A 16,374-nucleotide genomic window follows, 5' to 3' on the forward strand; every position below is an offset into this window, starting at 1 on the left:
CAATTAAAAGCATGATTACCAAATGATAACAATTTATTCATGCAGGCTGTATGCCATGATACGGTTATCGAAAAATGTGGGAACCAAGAGAAGGTTTTTTTCTTTGATATACTCGATATCGGCGGCATTGATATTATCTTTTTTAGTGTCGAGAATTTTAAATTTTGTTCCATCGGCATTCAGGTAATATATTTCACCTTGCCAGTTAGAAATAAGATAGCCTCCATTGCCGATGGCCATAATTCCATGGCCCGCCCCGATGTTATCAGTTACAACTTTGATTTTCCCGGTAGTCATGTTTATGGAGCGCAGGTCGCTGCTAGCCATTGAAGTAATTAACAGGTGACGTTCAGTTAAAAACAAACCATTGGGGCCGTCAAGATCGGCGTTTTCAAGCCAGGTGGTAATCATATCACCTTTTAATTGATGAATTTTGTTTGTATTGGAGTCGGTAAAATAAACTATTCCCTGGCTATCGATCACGACATCACTTAGAAATTCGGCGCCTATCACCGGATATTTTTTGACGATCTTACTTTTTTCAATGTCAATTTCAACTAATTCGTCGATGTCAGTTACGTACAGTTTATTACCATATATTCCCATCCCCTTAGGTGCATTCAGGCCTGTTACCCAATGGAGGTCAATAACCTCTCCTTTTGTTGTAAGCCTGGACAAAAATCCATTGCCGTCTTTTTTAGTTGGGTCTCCATTGATGTTAGACGCAATTAATATATTTTGATTCGGGTAAAATACAATTGATTCAACGGTGGTAAAAATTGTGTCAGTTTCCCAGACTTTGTTCAGTTTCAGGGATGGTTGGTTCCTTGTGTATGCGTCGGGGTTGCTTGAAGCATTATTCAATGGCTCTCTAGAGCTTTGAATGCATCCTGACAGCCCGTAGAAAAGAACTAAAAACAGATGGAATTTTGACTTTTTCATTTAAAATTATCTGGTTTCGAATTTGACAGGATGTTTTTCTACGATACCCTTTCTATTTGACCTATCAACGGGTGCATCAATTTAAACCAAACCGGTGGAAACAGGGCCACAATCATCATTCCCGGATAGCCTGTCGGCATCTGGGGGCTCCTGGGATGATATTCCAGTGTCTGATATTTTTTACTGGCCTTAAAGTGGTGGTCCGAATGCCGTGAAAGTTCAAAAAGCACAACCCTTCCGATTACATGGTCTGAATTCCAGGAATGATGTGGTTTTACCCTTTCATAAATACCTTTATCCACCCGGGCCCGGTAAAGGCCATAATGTTCGATATAGTTAACCGATTCAAGGAGCAGAATACCCACCATTGCTGAGATCATAAAATACAACAAGGGTGCAAGTCCGAAAATCAAAAAAATCAAGCCCAAAAACAGCACCTGGATCAATTGAAATTGCAACATTTGATTATTATAAAAACTCAGAGGATTTACTCCTTTGGCCAGCAACCTGCTGGCTTCTAATCTCCAGGCCGAAAGATAGCTGTTTATAACAGAACGTAACCAGACTGCATAAATGCTTTCATGCAGTCTGGCTGATGCCGGATCTTCTTCGGTTGCCACATGCTTGTGATGCCCCCGGTTATGTTCAATGAAAAAATGCATGTAAATTGATGTTAAAAGCAGGGTTTTAGAGAAGAATTTTTCAAACTTTTTTGTCCTGTGCCCTAATTCATGCGCCACATTGATGCCGAATACACCGCACATAATACCCATTCCCACTGTTCTTCCGGTCAATTCAATAACAGTTAGCCCTGGCTCGGAAATGGAATAAAGGAAATAAACAACAAAAGCCAGTTGAATTGGAACGATCATATACAGTAATAAGTCATAAACCCATTCTTTTTTGACCATTTCCTGCTCAGCTTTATCGAGATTACTATGATCGGGTTTAAAAAACAGTTCTAATGACGGAATCAAAACAAAGGCATATACCAATGGTAAAAAGGTAAGCCATCCCTGGGAGGAGAATGAGATAAAAGCAGTCAAAGGCAACAAAAAGACACTTAAATACTTCAAGAATCTAATTTTACTCATCAGGTGGTAACTTTGATCCTTTACTAATTTATCGAATGTTAAGCAGACTTAAAAGTTAATTGGTGACAAAATCCCACAATCTGGGGGGTTACATATTATAAATTAATTCTTGACATTTATGTTGTGTATTGTGATTGTTTTTTGCCTTCTCTAAAAATTACCATTTTTGGGGAAGGTTTTTTTGTAGTTTCAGCCTTGGATTTCTTTTAAAAAGATGAGGTTTTTTCTAAGTTATGTAAAAAATAAGAGGTTCAGCCACTCCTAGCTGAACCCCAAAGGTCAAAAACTCAAAATAAATAGGATCAATGAAATTTTAATCCTCAACAACAATATGCAATATAAGATTTATTTTTCTAAAATAAAATAGCAATTTGGCTTCAAGACCTATTAAATTGCTATTTTAGAAGGATATTACTATCTCCACTTCTATTTATAAAACAAATATTGTGTGAATATTGTTCGCTGTCAGGTTAATTTTTTCGCCTTTTGCATAGGTTTGCGATAACCTGGTTTTAGGGGCAACGCTCAGAGATGGCTTTTTAAATATGCTTAAAATACTTACTTTTAGTTTGGCAATCACACATTTTGTTTAGACAGCTTACCGGTAATATTTTGATTATGGATATATATGATCGGTGGGCTGTTTAAGTTTATAACAAATCATTGGCAAGATTGGCTAACTCCGACCTTTCACCCTTCTCCAATGTAATATGTGCGTATAGCGGATGATCCTGAATTCTGTCAATCAAATAAGACAATCCGTTGCTTTGCGAGTCGAGATATGGGGAGTCAATTTGGTAAATATCCCCGGTAAAAATAATTTTGGTATCATCGCCGGCCCTGGTAACAATGGTTTTTACCTCATGAGGTGTCAGATTTTGGGCTTCATCCACGATAAAACAAATATTTGATAAACTACGGCCTCTGATATACGCCAAAGGGGTAATAACCAGTTTCTCGTTGTTTACCATTTCGGTAAGTCTCGAGGCTTCTTTGTCGTTTTCCCCAAATTGATTTTGGATGAGCTTAAGATTGTCCCAAAGGGGCTCCATGTATGGATTCAGCTTGGATTTGATATCTCCGGGTAAATAGCCGATATCTTTGTTGCTCAATGGAACGATAGGCCTTGCAAGATAGATTTGTTTAAATGATCTTCTCTGCTCGAGGGCTCCGGCCAATGCCAGTAAAGTTTTCCCGGTTCCGGCAACACCTCTGATGGTGACCAGCCTGACTTCAGGATTCAGGATGGCATGCAGGGCAAAAGTCTGCTCTGCATTTCTGGGTTTGATGCCGTAGGCGCTCTTTTTCTCTACTTTTTCAATGTTTTGTGAAATGGGGTTGTAATAAGCCAGTACTGAGTTTTTGGTGCTTTTCAATATGTAATACTTGTTGGCAGATAGCGCTACTTCATCTTTTAACTTATCGCCACTGAAGGAACCCTCCTCGTACATTTCATTGATCAGCCCTACCTTGATTTTATCTACGGTAGTTTTGCCGCTGTACAGACTGTTGACATTTTTTATTTTCCCGGTTTCGTAATCCTCGGCATGTAAATTTAAGGCTTTGGCCTTTAATCTTAGATTGATGTCTTTGGTGACGAGTATTACTTTCCTTTCCTTGGTTTCCTGTTGCAACTTCAGCGCTGCATTCAGGATTTTATGATCCGCATTTTCCTGATCAAATACGTCTTCCGCGTCAATTTTACTATCAGAGGTCATCAACACTTTAAATTTACCTTTGGATTTCCCATTCAATGGAATCCAATGATCGAGCATGTAATCAGAAGATAATTTATCGATCATTCTGATAAACTCACGCGCCTCAAAGTTTTTGGTATCATTGCCTTTTTTAAAGTGATCCAGCTCTTCCAAAACTGTAATTGGAATGCCTACATCGTGTTCTTCAAAATTCAATATGGCATCGTGAGAGTATAAAATTACGGAAGTGTCCAGTACAAAAATTTTCTTGTCTTTTCCGGTAGGCATACTTAAATCCTTATTCAAAAACCCAATTCAACACATTATCTGGTCTGTAATTCAGCGAGATTTGGCTGTTTGGCAAAGATAAGGTGAATTGATATATAAATGATTAATTTTTATGGTAATTTCAAAGTAAACACATCCTGTGTTTCGTTGACATTAATTCTTAACACATTGGCTAATACCAGTTTAACCAGCGTTTTTGAAGCAATGGGCCGTGATAAGTTGGCAATTTGCTGAAATTTACGTAAGGTAATAAATTCGTTTTGATCTAAATACGCCATTAAAATTTTTTCTTTTTCGCCAAACCGAATATGCACCCCCTTGTCTTTATTTTTTCTTTTCAGTATTTCCCTGATTTCTTTGCTGGCCTTGATTGTTTTGTCTTCCACGCGTATATAAGCCTTTCCCCAAGCCTGGGTTTGGTCTTCGATTACATAATGTGGTTTATTTTTGCTTTCCAATATATCATAGCTAATTACTGATTTTTTGGCGTTTAATGGAATGATCTTTAGGATAAAGTTGATTTTTGGTTTAATAAATTTTTGAATGGCCTGGTCCAGGGCAAATTGTTCTTCATTCACAAATTTTAATCCGGGTAAGCTCCCGTTGTCGTCTACACCGATCAATAATTTACCTCCTCTGGTATTGGCAAAGGCTACGATTTCCTTGACTATTTTTTCAGGATGAGCTACTTTTCTTTTAAACTCCAGCGTCTCGTTTTCCCCCGATTTTACCAGGTTCCTTAATTCATTGATATTCATCTTTTCAAAAAGTAAAATAACGATTTTCAGTTCACCTGAAAAATCCCTGTAGCTGCAACAGCAAGGATTAGGTTGATCGATGGTCACACGATCTTAATCATACAAATATCTGAAAATTTGCGATAAATCATTTCATATAAAGGCACTAAAATAGTACTAATAGCTATCGATATCATCTTCGTCCCCAGACTCCGGTATAGAAAACATGCTACTGAGTAAATCCTTAAATTTGGTGCCGTGGGTAAGCGGCTTTTTGCTTAGTAAACTGTATTCTGACAGACCATGCAGGGCAAATTCCATTAAAAACAGCTTAAATTCACTATCGTTTTTTTTATGATACTGATCTATCAGTTTTTTCAACCCCGGAACATTGTTAAGTTTGTTTTCATAGTCCTTGTTATTAGCATCATTAATAATATCAATTTCGTTGCCATCACTAAACCAGCCGGTAATCTCAGCGTAAGGGCTCTTTTCTTTCTGCTTTCTGAATGCTTCAGGATTAGGAAAAAAATCCGTGAATTTTTGCCTGATAGCCTTACCTACGAGGTTATTGGCGACAATGGCCGGGCCTTCTTGTTCACCCTCATATACTAGTTCCACCTTGCCTGTAATGGCAGGAATGGCTCCGATAAAATCTGACACACGGATATATGTTTCTTTTTCTCCGTTAATCAGTGCCCTTCTTTCTGCTGCACTGACCAGATTTTCATAAGCTGAAATGGTCAGGCGGGCAGATACACCACTTTTTGCGTCCACATACTCACTTTCTCTGGCTTCAAAAGCAATTTGCTCTATGAGATCGCTGGCCAACTCGTTGGTTTTGACCATTTCACATTGACTTTTCTTAATGTTGGCTTCCTGTGTGGTAATCTTTTTTCCAATTTCTATGCTTTTAGGGTAATGGGTGATAATCTGGCTGTCTATCCTGTCTTTCAAAGGGGTCACAATGCTACCGCGATTCGTATAGTCTTCAGGGTTGGCTGTAAATACAAACTGGATGTCAAGGGGCAATCGGAGTTTAAAGCCACGTATCTGTATGTCCCCTTCCTGCAAAATGTTAAACAGGGCTACCTGTATCCTTGCCTGAAGATCAGGTAGTTCGTTGATAACGAAGATGCCACGGTTGGATCTCGGTATTAAGCCATAATGTATCACTCTTTCATCGGAATACGGCAGTTTCAGTGACGCAGCTTTAATGGGGTCGACATCTCCGATAAGATCTGCTACTGAAACATCCGGAGTAGCCAGCTTTTCCGTATACCTTTCTTCCCGGTGTTGCCATATTATCGGGGTATCATTACCCAGTTCGTCAATAGTGCTTTTGGCATGTTTTGATATGGGTTTTAGCGGGTCATCATTCAGGTCGGAACCTTTAAGTACCGGAATGTATTCATCGAGCAATTCCACCATCATCCTGGCCAGACGCGTTTTTGCCTGACCTCGCAAACCCAGCAAATTGATGTTGTGCATCGACAATATGGCCCTTTGTAAATCCGGAATAACGGTTTCCTCATAACCCCATATACCTTTAAATACTTCTTCTTTTTTGTGTAATCTGGCAATGAGGTTGTTCCTTAACTCCTGTTTTATCGACTTTGGTTGATAGCCGGCGGCTTTAAGTTCCCCCAAAGTCTGTATACGCAATAATTTATCAGGCAAAATTTCCTGGTAATTCATATTCATCGTTAGGTTATAAAACTAAATATTCTTTCTTCGATTTCTTTTGTAATCTTCAAATACCAGATTGCCCAGGCCTTGCAATCCACTGTAATAGGCATTTCCGTTGTTTGCCTTGGTAAATTCTTTAACGAATTCTTTTAAATAAGGATCTGTCGCAATCATGAAGGTGGTAACGGGAATTGATAATTTTCGGCATTGAATGGCCAGGTTGAGGGTTTTATTGAGAATTTTGCTATCCAATCCAAAGCTGTTTTTATAGTATTTTATGCCTTGTTTCAGGCATGTTGGTTTACCATCGGTAATCATAAAGATTTGCTTGTTGGTATTTTTCCTTCTTCTGAGTAAATCCATGGCGAGCTCGAGCCCAGCTACCGTGTTGGTATGGTAAGGGCCCACCTGCAGGTAGGGGAGATCTTTTATCTTTATCTGCCAGGCATCGTTACCAAAAACAATGATGTCCAGTGTATCTTTCGGATATCTTGTAGTGATTAGTTCCGCCAGCGCCATGGCTACTTTTTTGGCCGGGGTAATGCGATCTTCCCCATACAGAATCATAGAATGGGAAATATCGATCATCAATACGGTAGAAGTCTGTGTTTTGTATTCATTCTCAACAACCTCCAGGTCCTCTTCGGTAAGCATGAAATCTGATAATCCGTGATTGATGTGAGCATTTTTGATGGAATCGGTCATAGAAATCTGCTGAATAGAGTCACCGAACCGGAAATTCCTCCTGTCGGTACTTTTCTCATCACCCAGGCCGTTGTAGTGGGTCCTGTGGTTGCCCCCTCCTGCTTTTTTTAATTTTCCAAATATTTCCTCCAGGGCGTTTTTTCTGATTTTCTGCTCTCCTTTGGCAGTTAATTTGAATGCACCTTTAACATTTTCTTCTGTAAGATATCCTTTATCTTTTAAATCCCGGATGAAATCTCCAATGCCATAAGCATCGTTTGTCAGGTTATATTGCTTGTCGAGATTGGTTAGCCATTGCAATGCCTCACCAACATCTCCTGCCGTAACCAACATGATCTGCATAAATATATTCAGCAGATCATCGAAGTTATTGGCTTTCTTTTTCTCTGGGATAAACTCTCCAAATCTATATCCAATCATAGGGTGTTAGCTTAAACTTATTTCTTTAATGAAACGAAAAACAAGCCCTGATAATTCTGTTCCGGCGCTTAAAAGAATCTAACTTTCAAATTTAGAACTATGCATATGTACCAAAAACCCGGGAATTGCGTTTATTGTTTGAAGCATTTTAATAATTTTGCAAGAAATATTTAAAGTATAAAATATTTAACTATGAAGAAAGTAGTTTCTTTTTTATTTGCGTCTTTGTTATTTACTGTGGCGAGTTGTTCTTATAAAACCTGCGCAACATACACAAAAGCTCCTGCTGAAAAACAACAAAAGGAGGTTAAAAAGGATGTAAATGGTTAAGTTTTCCTTATTTTATCTTTAGGAAGTATGTTATTCGATGATGAAAAATGCCTTGCTCAAGGTATTTTTTGTCATTTACAGGGGTTTGTAAAGTGATTATAGGAAAAACCCAAAGGGTCAGGATACTGATAGATGAACCCTAGCTCGTCCATCATTTTATTTCCATTAATAATTTTGAAATTGCCAGTGGTGATATTGCTAAATGCGGGAGCTTTCACATTTAGTATTGCTGCATTTCTAAGGAACACCTGCTTCCTGGTAGGATGTTTGGGGGCAACTACGTTATAGATTCTTCCCCATGCCTGCCTGTCAATAACTGTCATAACGCTTTTAACAGCATCATCACGGTGCAGATAGTTAACCGGGAAATGACCATTGTCGATTTCTTTTTTGTCTAAAAAGTATTTTACCGGTATCCGGTCATAACCAAACAAGCCTCCCAACCTTAAAATAGTTAGTTTATTGCCAAAGGTATTTTTAAGCAATTTTTCGATATGTGCCAGTGGTGATGTTTTCACAGGTAAATTTTGAAGGCTCATTTCATCATGGCTTTTGCCATCGGTTGGATACACGGATGTCGAACTGGTATAAATTACTTTGCCATCAAAACTTCCTGTTGCCTCCTTGACGCTTTCAATCTGGCCAATACCATGTTCAGGGCCTTGTTTTCTCACTTTAGGGGGTAAGGTGATGATGAGTAAATCGGTCTGAAAAAAATCAGCATCGGCAGGGGCGCTCCGGTTTTTCTCATTCCCCAGGGTAAACTGGTAAGGTATGATACCTGCCTCTTTAAAAAAATCGATTTTGTGTTGACTGGTTGTGCTGCCCTTTACTTTAAATCCCTGATTGAGTAGTTGCAGGGCCAAAGGGTAACCTAGCCAGCCACATCCTAATATGCTTACTCTTTTAATATTATCCATAGAAAACTAATGGTACCATGAAATACAAATAGGGGAAATGTCCCCCAATACTAGCGTAATTGTCTGTTTCAAAATATTTTAGATAAAATTCTTGGTGTCTTGAAGTCTTTGTGGTTCACCATTTTTCACCACGGAGGCAAAAAGACACAGAGATTCTGATCTACATGAAAATACCGGGACATGCTTCAGCTTTGCAACCATCACTTCCCTCAGCACATTAGTTATTAAGTATCCGGATAACCATTACCGGGAAGTTTGCTTAGGCATAGTTCCGAAGATGTAGTCCCACAGTGGGGAGGACACCCCGAATGCCCTTTCATGGTCCTTGTAATGATGAATGCCGTGGTGAATCCAAAGTACCTTGAAAATATTTTTGGGAGGCTGATAAGCATGTACAATGTAATGCACTCCCAAATAAGCGCAGTAGCCTATCAGAAATCCAGGCAAAAACCCGAAAACGGCATTCCCCATAATCAGCCTGAATAGAAAAAACAGGATTACCGTGATGGCGCTGCTCATTAAAGGAGGCATAGCCAGACGGTCTTTGTCTTTTGGGAATTCATGATGCACACCGTGTACCGAATACTGGATTTTTTCCCTGGCAGGGGTAGAGGGTACCATGTGAAATACATAGCGGTGTATCAGGTATTCTATCAGGCTAAAAGTGATCATCCCAACAAAAAAGAGGATGACGGCCAGCAATACGCCAATAGCACCATTGCTTATCCCCCAATATATGACCCCTATGGCGGCAATAGTCAATATGCTAATCGGCACCATAATATGCGTCCTGGACAGCTTTTCCAGGATTGGGTTACTAAAAAGTTGTTTGGTCCCTTTATTAGTTGGTTTGGTGTTTTTCTGCAGTGTCTGGCTCATTTTATATTTCTGATATTTTTAAAATGATATGCAAATTTAAATCATAAACGGCAAAATTGATATTTTATCATAAAAAAAATGATGACTTTCATCATTCGACAGCCAGGTTTTGCCACTATTTCGATTTTTCCAGAATCCGTTTGTTTTGGCCCACAATCTTTTCATAATAATCTTCATAGTGGGGCAAGATGGTATCCACATCAAAATCCTTGGCCCTGGCCAGGGCGTTAGCTTTAAACCGGTCAAGATTTTGCTCGTCCAAAATATACAATGCGTTTTTGGTCATTTCATCAATGTCACCCGCATCGCTTAAAAAGCCGGTTACACCATTGATGTTTAATTCAGGCAACCCTCCCGCATTGGTAGAGATGATTGGAACCTGGCATGCCATAGCTTCGAGCGCTGCCAATCCGAAACTTTCTTTTTCCGATGGCATAATAAAAAGGTCGGCTACAGACAATACCTCTTCAACCGCATCCAGCTTGCCCAGGAACCTCGTGTTTTCGTAGATGCCCAATTCCCTGCAAAGATTTTCTATGTTGGTTCTTTCGGGGCCATCTCCCACCAGCAGCAGTTTTGCAGGCATTTCTTTCTGAATCCGGGAAAATATTTTGATGACGTCATCAACCCTCTTAACCCTTCTGAAATTGGAAGTGTGAACAATCAGCTTTTCTCCGTGAGGGCAAATCGCTTTTTTAAAGTGTTCTTTTTTTTGTTTTTTAAATCGGTCAAGATCGATAAAATTCGGTATTACAGCGATCTCTTTTGTTACCTGAAAATGCTCATAGGTGTCTCTTTTTAAATCTTCGGAGACTGCGGTCACGCCGTCGGATTGATTTATGCTAAAAGTTACCACCGGTTCATAGGAAGGGTCTTTTCCCACGAGGGTGATATCAGTACCATGTAGCGTAGTGATTACGGGTATTTCAATATCTTCGGTTTTAAGTATTTGCTTAGCCATATACGCTGCAGAGGCATGAGGGATAGCATAGTGAACATGGAGCAGGTCCAGATGCTCATATTTGACCACTTCTACCATCTTACTGGCCAGTGCCAGTTCATAAGGGGGGTATTGAAATAATGGGTAAGTCCGGATGTCTACTTCATGATAAAATAGGTTCTCATTAAAAAAATCTAGTCTGGTGGGCTGGGAATAGGTGATAAAATGGATGTTATGGCCATTTTTTGCTAGTGCTTTGCCTAGTTCCGTGGCCACTACCCCGCTACCTCCAAAAGTAGGGTAACATACTATTCCTATTTTCATTTTTAATTTGGTAAGTGGTAATCTATCTGGCTTAAAAGTAACATAAAAATATCAATTACTACGTCGTGAGCTTTACATGTTTCGGATTATTTGACGATAGCCTGATATATGATATCCTGAATTCTTGTACGAATATTTTTTTTGATTAGTTTAAAATTATTCGCGGTAGGATAAATTCTGTTGCTTAAGAATATGTATATCAGATCGTGGGCAGGGTCGACCCAGGCTGCTGTTCCGGTGAAGCCTGTATGGCCGTAGGTATTGGGCGAGGTGAATAATGAAGTGGGGCCGTTATCATCATCCGGTTCCGGTTTATCCCACCCCAGACCTCTCCGGTTGTCTTCAACCTGCCGCCTGGTGAATCGGTTAACTGTACCTGGCCTCAAATACTGTGTGCCTCCGTAAATACCATCCTGTAATGTCATTTGCATAATTTTAGCAATATCGTTGGCGTTGCCAAAAACTCCGGCATGGCCGGCAATGCCACCCATCATGGCTGCACCCGGGTCATGCACCGTGCCGTGGATGAGTGCGTTACGAAAGTAATTGTCGTATTCCGTCGGCGCAATTAATTCTTTATTAAACTTTTTTAAGGGCAGGTAACTTAAAAAATTCATTCCGAGAGGCTGGTAAAAATTCTGCTCCAGAAATTCGTCCATTTTCTGGTTTAAAAGTTTTTCAGCCAACCGGTGTAAAATGAAAAACCCTAAATCGCTGTATTTGTAGTCAAATTTATCCTTATATTTTTTCATGGGCCTCAGATCCGAGGATTTTATCCAGTGCCATAATGAATCCTGGAGGGTGTGGAGCCCGTAGATTTCAGGGGTAACCTCCATTTTATAAGGTGGCGACCCGGACCTGCTGTAAATATCATTTTTTAACCCCTGCTCATCTATGGTTTTTATCCAAAAAGGAATGAATGTCAGGAGACCAGCCTGATGTAACAGAATATCCTTGATTATCATGTCTTCCTTATTGCTCCCTTTCAGGTCATGCAGATAATGTGAGGCTTTTTGGTTCAAATCAATTAACCCCTGATCATAGAGAAACATGATGGTTTGCAGGGTGGCTACCACCTTGGTCAGGGAAGCCAGGTCATATATGGTTTCATTGGTGGAGGCTTGTTTTTTATCGTAGGTTAAATAACCAAATGATCTTTCATAGACTACTGCCCCGTTTTTCGCAACTAAAATCTGGCACCCCGGGGTGGCCTGATCGGTGATGGCTTCTTCAGCAATAAGATCTATTCTTTTCAGAACATCCGAATCCAGGCCAACATCCTCGGGAAGGGTGTAACCTAACCTTCCCAGGGGCTTGGTTTCGACACCCAGGTGTATACTCATTTCTTCTGAGGCTGTCACCGGCAGATGACCATTGGCAGGAATGGCCCCAAAAATGATCTGAGGGGCAATTTTAAGCGTGTATTTGTTTTCCTCATAGGTACAGAGTACATGGTCTATCTCATCGAAAAACCTCAAACTGTAGGGATTGCCAAACACTACGACAATTACCCTGGTGGCTTTTTGCAACCTGTTCAGAAAATTTAGATAAACTTCGTTGGTACCATAATTTTTCCCGGGGGAATTGAAGATGTCATGCACCCCTACTACCACGGTTTTATATCTTTTTAGCTTATGGAATAATTCGTCGTATTTATTCAGATTTTTTTCCTGGCTGGAAATATAGTGATGCTTGAAATTTACATATTTACTTAATGTTTTCTGAAACAAATTGCCGGCTTCATTACCAATGCTCAGGGAGGCAAATGACTGTGTTTCAAGGTTTCTCAACGGAAGGGCGCCTCCGGCATTTTTTGCTATCGTTACAGACTTTTCATAAAGTTTCTGGTTCAACAAATCGGCATTCGGTGTATTTAACCGGTCGAGGATGTAGCGATGATCCAGTGGCTCGAACCGGTGCAAATCCGCCTCGTATTTGACGCTGAGGATCTTTTTGACACTTTCTTCAATGCTTTCCCAACTGATGTCTCCTTTCTTAAGGTGTTTAAGGATAAGTGAAATGCTTTCGGGCACTTTCTCAGGCAGTAACAACATATCATTGCCGGCCTTTACCGCCATCAGATTCACTTCAGGGGATGGAAAATACCTGGTTACCGCTTTCATGTTCAAGGCATCGGTAAAGATTAATCCATCAAATTGCATGGATTGCTTTAACAACCCGGTCACCAGTTTCCCGGATAATGTGGAAGGAAGATTTTTGGTAGAATCAATGGCTGGAATATGCATATGGGCGATCATGGTGCTCTTCAGACCTGCTTCCATTAAAGATTTAAAGGGAGATAGCTCCATATCGTGCAGTCTGTCCAGGTTATGATTGATCACTGGTAGTGAGTAATGCGAATCCTTGTCTGTGTCTCCGTGACCGGGAAAATGCTTGGTATTGGCAATAATACCATGGTCCTGCAAACCCATCATATAAGCTTTGCCCTTTTTTGATACCTCATTGCTATCTTCACCAAAAGAACGCTGGCCTATAACCGGATTGTCAGGGTTGCTGTTGATATCCAAAACCGGGGCAAAATTGATATGGGCTCCGATGAGTTTACACTGTCTGGCGATTTCAGCACCGAGGTTGTAGATAAACTGGTCATTTTTGATGGCACCGAGTGTCATTTGTTTAGGAAAACTGATGGTGCTGTCCAGGCGCATACCCAAACCATACTCCAGGTCCATGCCAATCAAAAGCGGTGTCTCTGCCGCCTTTTGATAGCGGTTAACGAGGTTTATCTGCCTTCCTGGACCTCCCTGCATAAAAAGTAACCCCCCGACATTGTATGTTTCGATCATGTCTTCCAGCTTTCGATAATGTGTTTCGTTGAGGTTGGAGTAAGCGGCAACCATAAACATTTGCGCGACCTTCTGCTTATCGGATAAGCTGTTATAGACACTGTCAACCCATCTTTCACGGTCATTCTCCTCATTATCGGCCCTATTGTTTTGGCCGGTTAGATGGCTTGAAATCCCCACTGCCAGGATCGATAGGATGAAAACTTTTTTAATCATATGGCCGTAAGCAGTTTATGATAAGATAAAAATAAAATTTATTTTTGTAACTCAATGATTCGATCCATCATATGAAACTACCATTCAATTTTACACTGGTAATTTCAAAAAATATGCCAGAATAAAATTAATGAAGTGTTTCATCAGACTGTTCAAAATTAAACGTTAAAACTGATGAAATTTCCTCAATTTATCCGCGTTCCCAAATACAAAAGATTTCACATCACACCCCGCTATTATGATCCGGTCAAAGAGGATATCGAAATGCGCACGCAAAAGATCAAAAATGAACTATATAATTCAAAATTAGGAAATTATCGATCACATATCAGCGGTTCTTTTGAAAGAAAAGTTACGCGTGAGTCTAATACCGGATTTTTAAGATTAATTATATTTTTAGTGATTATTGGCTCTTTGGGAGGGTACATATATTTTGGCAAAGACTTTTTATATATTTTCTTTCTTTTAATTCCCGTTTACGTATATTTCAGATTGAAAGGAGGTACGAAACGAAGGTAACAATTTATGTCAGACATCATTCAACTGCTTCCGGATTCCATAGCGAATCAGATCGCAGCCGGGGAGGTGGTGCAGCGCCCGGCTTCAGTGGTCAAGGAATTGCTTGAAAACGCCATCGATGCGGGAAGCAGCGATATAAAAGTAATTATTAAAGATGCCGGTAAATCGGTTATTCAGGTGATCGATAATGGGATTGGCATGTCTGAAAACGATGCCAGGATGTGTTTTGAAAGACATGCCACCTCCAAAATAAGGAAGTCAGAAGATTTGTTTGCCATTAAAACCCTGGGATTCAGGGGTGAGGCCATGGCTTCTATTGCCGCGGTGGCTCAGGTAGAGCTAAAAACCAGGGTTGAAGGTGATGAATTGGGTGTAATGTTGCAAATTGACGGTTCCACCCTCAAAAAGCAGGAACCCGTTTCCCACCCGGTTGGTACTTCGGTAAGTGTGAAAAACTTGTTTTTCAATGTTCCGGCCAGAAGAAACTTTCTAAAATCAAACCCGGTGGAACTAAGACATATTGTCGATGAATTTGTCAGAATATCACTGGCAAATACCGATAAGTCTTTTCAAATGATTCAAAACGATCTGGAAGTTTACCACCTGCCGGCAGGGAAATTGAGTCAGCGCATCGTCAACTTGTTTGGTAAGAACTACCGGCAACAACTGGTTGCCTGCCAGGAAGAAACGATGGATGTGAAAATCACTGGCTATATCGGAAAGCCGGAATTCGCCAAGAAGACCAGGGGAGAACAGTTTTTTTTCGTTAATAACCGGTATATCAAGAGCAATTATTTGAATCATGCGGTTAACACTGCCTTTGAAGGGTTATTGCAGGAGAATACTTACCCATTCTATGTACTGTTTATCCAAATCGATCCAAAACGCATAGATATAAATGTTCATCCCACCAAAACCGAAATTAAGTTTGATGACGAAAGAACCATGTATGCCATCATCCGTTCGGTGATCAGGCAAGCCTTGGGAACCCATAACATCACGCCAGCCCTGGATTTTGGAAAGGATGTCAATTTTCAAAATGAAAAGGCTGCAAAGCTGAATTTTAACAACGTTTTGGGCGCAGACTATAATTACAGGCAATACCAGGAGGCCTCGAAGGAAAGCCGGAACCTGAAACATTGGGAAAATCTATACCCTGAACCCAATGAAACAGGAGAACAGAAAAAGGAAGAAAATGAAACTTCATCCGGGGAGGTTACACTTACGTTTGAAAGCGCTGCCAATCAGATGGACTTGTCTGTTGATCCTGAAAACCAAATCCCACGCCGGGAAGCCAGACAGGGTATAATGCAGATCCACGAGCGCTATATTTTAACCCAGGTGAAGTCAGGTATTATTCTTATCGACCAGGAGACGGCCCATGAACGGATTTTGTATGAAAAATACCTCGATGCCCTCAAAAAAAAGTCCGGTGCTTCCCAACAATATCTCTTTCCGCAAAGTATTGAATTGAGCCCTGCGGACTTCATACTTGTGATGGAACTTGAGCAGGAAATTAAGTCACTGGGATTTGATTTTAATGTTTTTGGGAAAAACAGCATTGTGATTAACGGCGGTCCGGCAGAGGTAAGCACAGGAAATGAAAAGGCATTGTTTGAAGGTTTTATTGAACAGTTTAAGAAGAATAAGAATGACTTATCAATAGGAACCGTAGAAAACATGGCGAGATCCATTGCACGGCGCTCGTGTATTAAATCAGGACAAAAACTGGGGTCGGATGAAATGACTGCCCTGATTGACCAGTTATTTGCCTGCGAAAATCCAAATTACTCCCCTGCCGGTCAATTGACATTTTCTATGGTTAGTTTGGATAAAATTGCTAACTTTTTTAAAAAATAAAATATAA

General features: G+C 40.2%; 13 protein-coding genes. 3 read left to right on the forward strand and 10 right to left on the reverse strand.

Annotated elements, in window-relative coordinates; genetic code table 11:
• Window positions 1-33: 33 nt before the first annotated feature.
• The 6 genes from AC04NP_RS02865 to AC04NP_RS02890 all read right to left on the reverse strand — a co-directional run bounded on the left by AC04NP_RS02865 (window position 34) and on the right by AC04NP_RS02890 (window position 7,572).
• The gene (locus AC04NP_RS02865) at window positions 34-942 is read right to left on the reverse strand and encodes an NHL repeat-containing protein (protein WP_482857863.1); all 909 of its coding nucleotides are present in this window, start codon (window positions 940-942) and stop codon (window positions 34-36) included.
• 38 nt (window positions 943-980) lie between these two features.
• Window positions 981-2,036 (reverse strand): alkane 1-monooxygenase, encoded by a 1,056-nt coding sequence (locus tag AC04NP_RS02870; RefSeq protein WP_482857864.1) that lies wholly within the window; start codon window positions 2,034-2,036, stop codon window positions 981-983.
• Window positions 2,037-2,686: 650 nt separating this feature from the next.
• Window positions 2,687-4,021 (reverse strand): PhoH family protein, encoded by a 1,335-nt coding sequence (locus tag AC04NP_RS02875; protein WP_482858291.1) that lies wholly within the window; start codon window positions 4,019-4,021, stop codon window positions 2,687-2,689.
• A gap of 110 nt (window positions 4,022-4,131) precedes the next feature.
• On the reverse strand, window positions 4,132-4,866 hold the full coding sequence (locus AC04NP_RS02880; RefSeq protein ID WP_482857865.1) for an AlbA family DNA-binding domain-containing protein: 735 nt from the start codon (window positions 4,864-4,866) through the stop codon (window positions 4,132-4,134).
• Window positions 4,867-4,935: 69 nt separating this feature from the next.
• Window positions 4,936-6,456 (reverse strand): sigma 54-interacting transcriptional regulator, encoded by a 1,521-nt coding sequence (locus AC04NP_RS02885; RefSeq protein ID WP_482857867.1) that lies wholly within the window; start codon window positions 6,454-6,456, stop codon window positions 4,936-4,938.
• Window positions 6,457-6,477: 21 nt separating this feature from the next.
• Window positions 6,478-7,572, reverse strand: a complete 1,095-nt coding sequence (locus tag AC04NP_RS02890; protein WP_482857869.1) for a vWA domain-containing protein — start codon at window positions 7,570-7,572, stop codon at window positions 6,478-6,480.
• A gap of 192 nt (window positions 7,573-7,764) precedes the next feature.
• On the opposite strand from AC04NP_RS02890, the gene AC04NP_RS02895 reads away from it, so the two are divergent.
• Complete coding sequence (locus AC04NP_RS02895) at window positions 7,765-7,902, forward strand: hypothetical protein (protein ID WP_482857870.1); 138 nt, start codon at window positions 7,765-7,767, stop codon at window positions 7,900-7,902.
• 71 nt (window positions 7,903-7,973) lie between these two features.
• Here the strand turns inward: AC04NP_RS02895 and AC04NP_RS02900 are convergent, their stop codons facing one another.
• The 4 genes from AC04NP_RS02900 to AC04NP_RS02915 form a co-directional block, all read right to left on the reverse strand.
• Complete coding sequence (locus AC04NP_RS02900; RefSeq protein WP_482857872.1) at window positions 7,974-8,822, reverse strand: Rossmann-fold NAD(P)-binding domain-containing protein; 849 nt, start codon at window positions 8,820-8,822, stop codon at window positions 7,974-7,976.
• 243 nt (window positions 8,823-9,065) lie between these two features.
• Window positions 9,066-9,701: a sterol desaturase family protein gene (locus tag AC04NP_RS02905; protein ID WP_482857873.1), complete on the reverse strand. Its 636-nt coding sequence runs from the start codon at window positions 9,699-9,701 to the stop codon at window positions 9,066-9,068.
• Window positions 9,702-9,816: 115 nt separating this feature from the next.
• Window positions 9,817-10,965, reverse strand: a complete 1,149-nt coding sequence (gene bshA / locus AC04NP_RS02910) for an N-acetyl-alpha-D-glucosaminyl L-malate synthase BshA (protein WP_482857875.1) — start codon at window positions 10,963-10,965, stop codon at window positions 9,817-9,819.
• An 86-nt stretch (window positions 10,966-11,051) separates the two neighbouring features.
• A complete protein-coding gene (locus tag AC04NP_RS02915) occupies window positions 11,052-13,988 on the reverse strand; it encodes a serine hydrolase domain-containing protein (protein WP_482857876.1) in 2,937 nt (978 codons plus the stop codon).
• Between the two features lie 174 nt (window positions 13,989-14,162).
• Between AC04NP_RS02915 and AC04NP_RS02920 the strand changes: the two genes are divergently transcribed.
• Together AC04NP_RS02920 and mutL are read left to right on the forward strand one after the other, a co-directional pair.
• The gene (locus tag AC04NP_RS02920; RefSeq protein ID WP_482857877.1) at window positions 14,163-14,507 is read left to right on the forward strand and encodes a hypothetical protein; all 345 of its coding nucleotides are present in this window, start codon (window positions 14,163-14,165) and stop codon (window positions 14,505-14,507) included.
• A 6-nt stretch (window positions 14,508-14,513) separates the two neighbouring features.
• Complete coding sequence (gene mutL / locus AC04NP_RS02925) at window positions 14,514-16,367, forward strand: DNA mismatch repair endonuclease MutL (RefSeq protein WP_482857879.1); 1,854 nt, start codon at window positions 14,514-14,516, stop codon at window positions 16,365-16,367.
• Window positions 16,368-16,374 lie beyond the last annotated feature (7 nt).

The sequence above is a fragment of the Agaribacillus sp. DX54 genome (assembly GCF_056858335.1).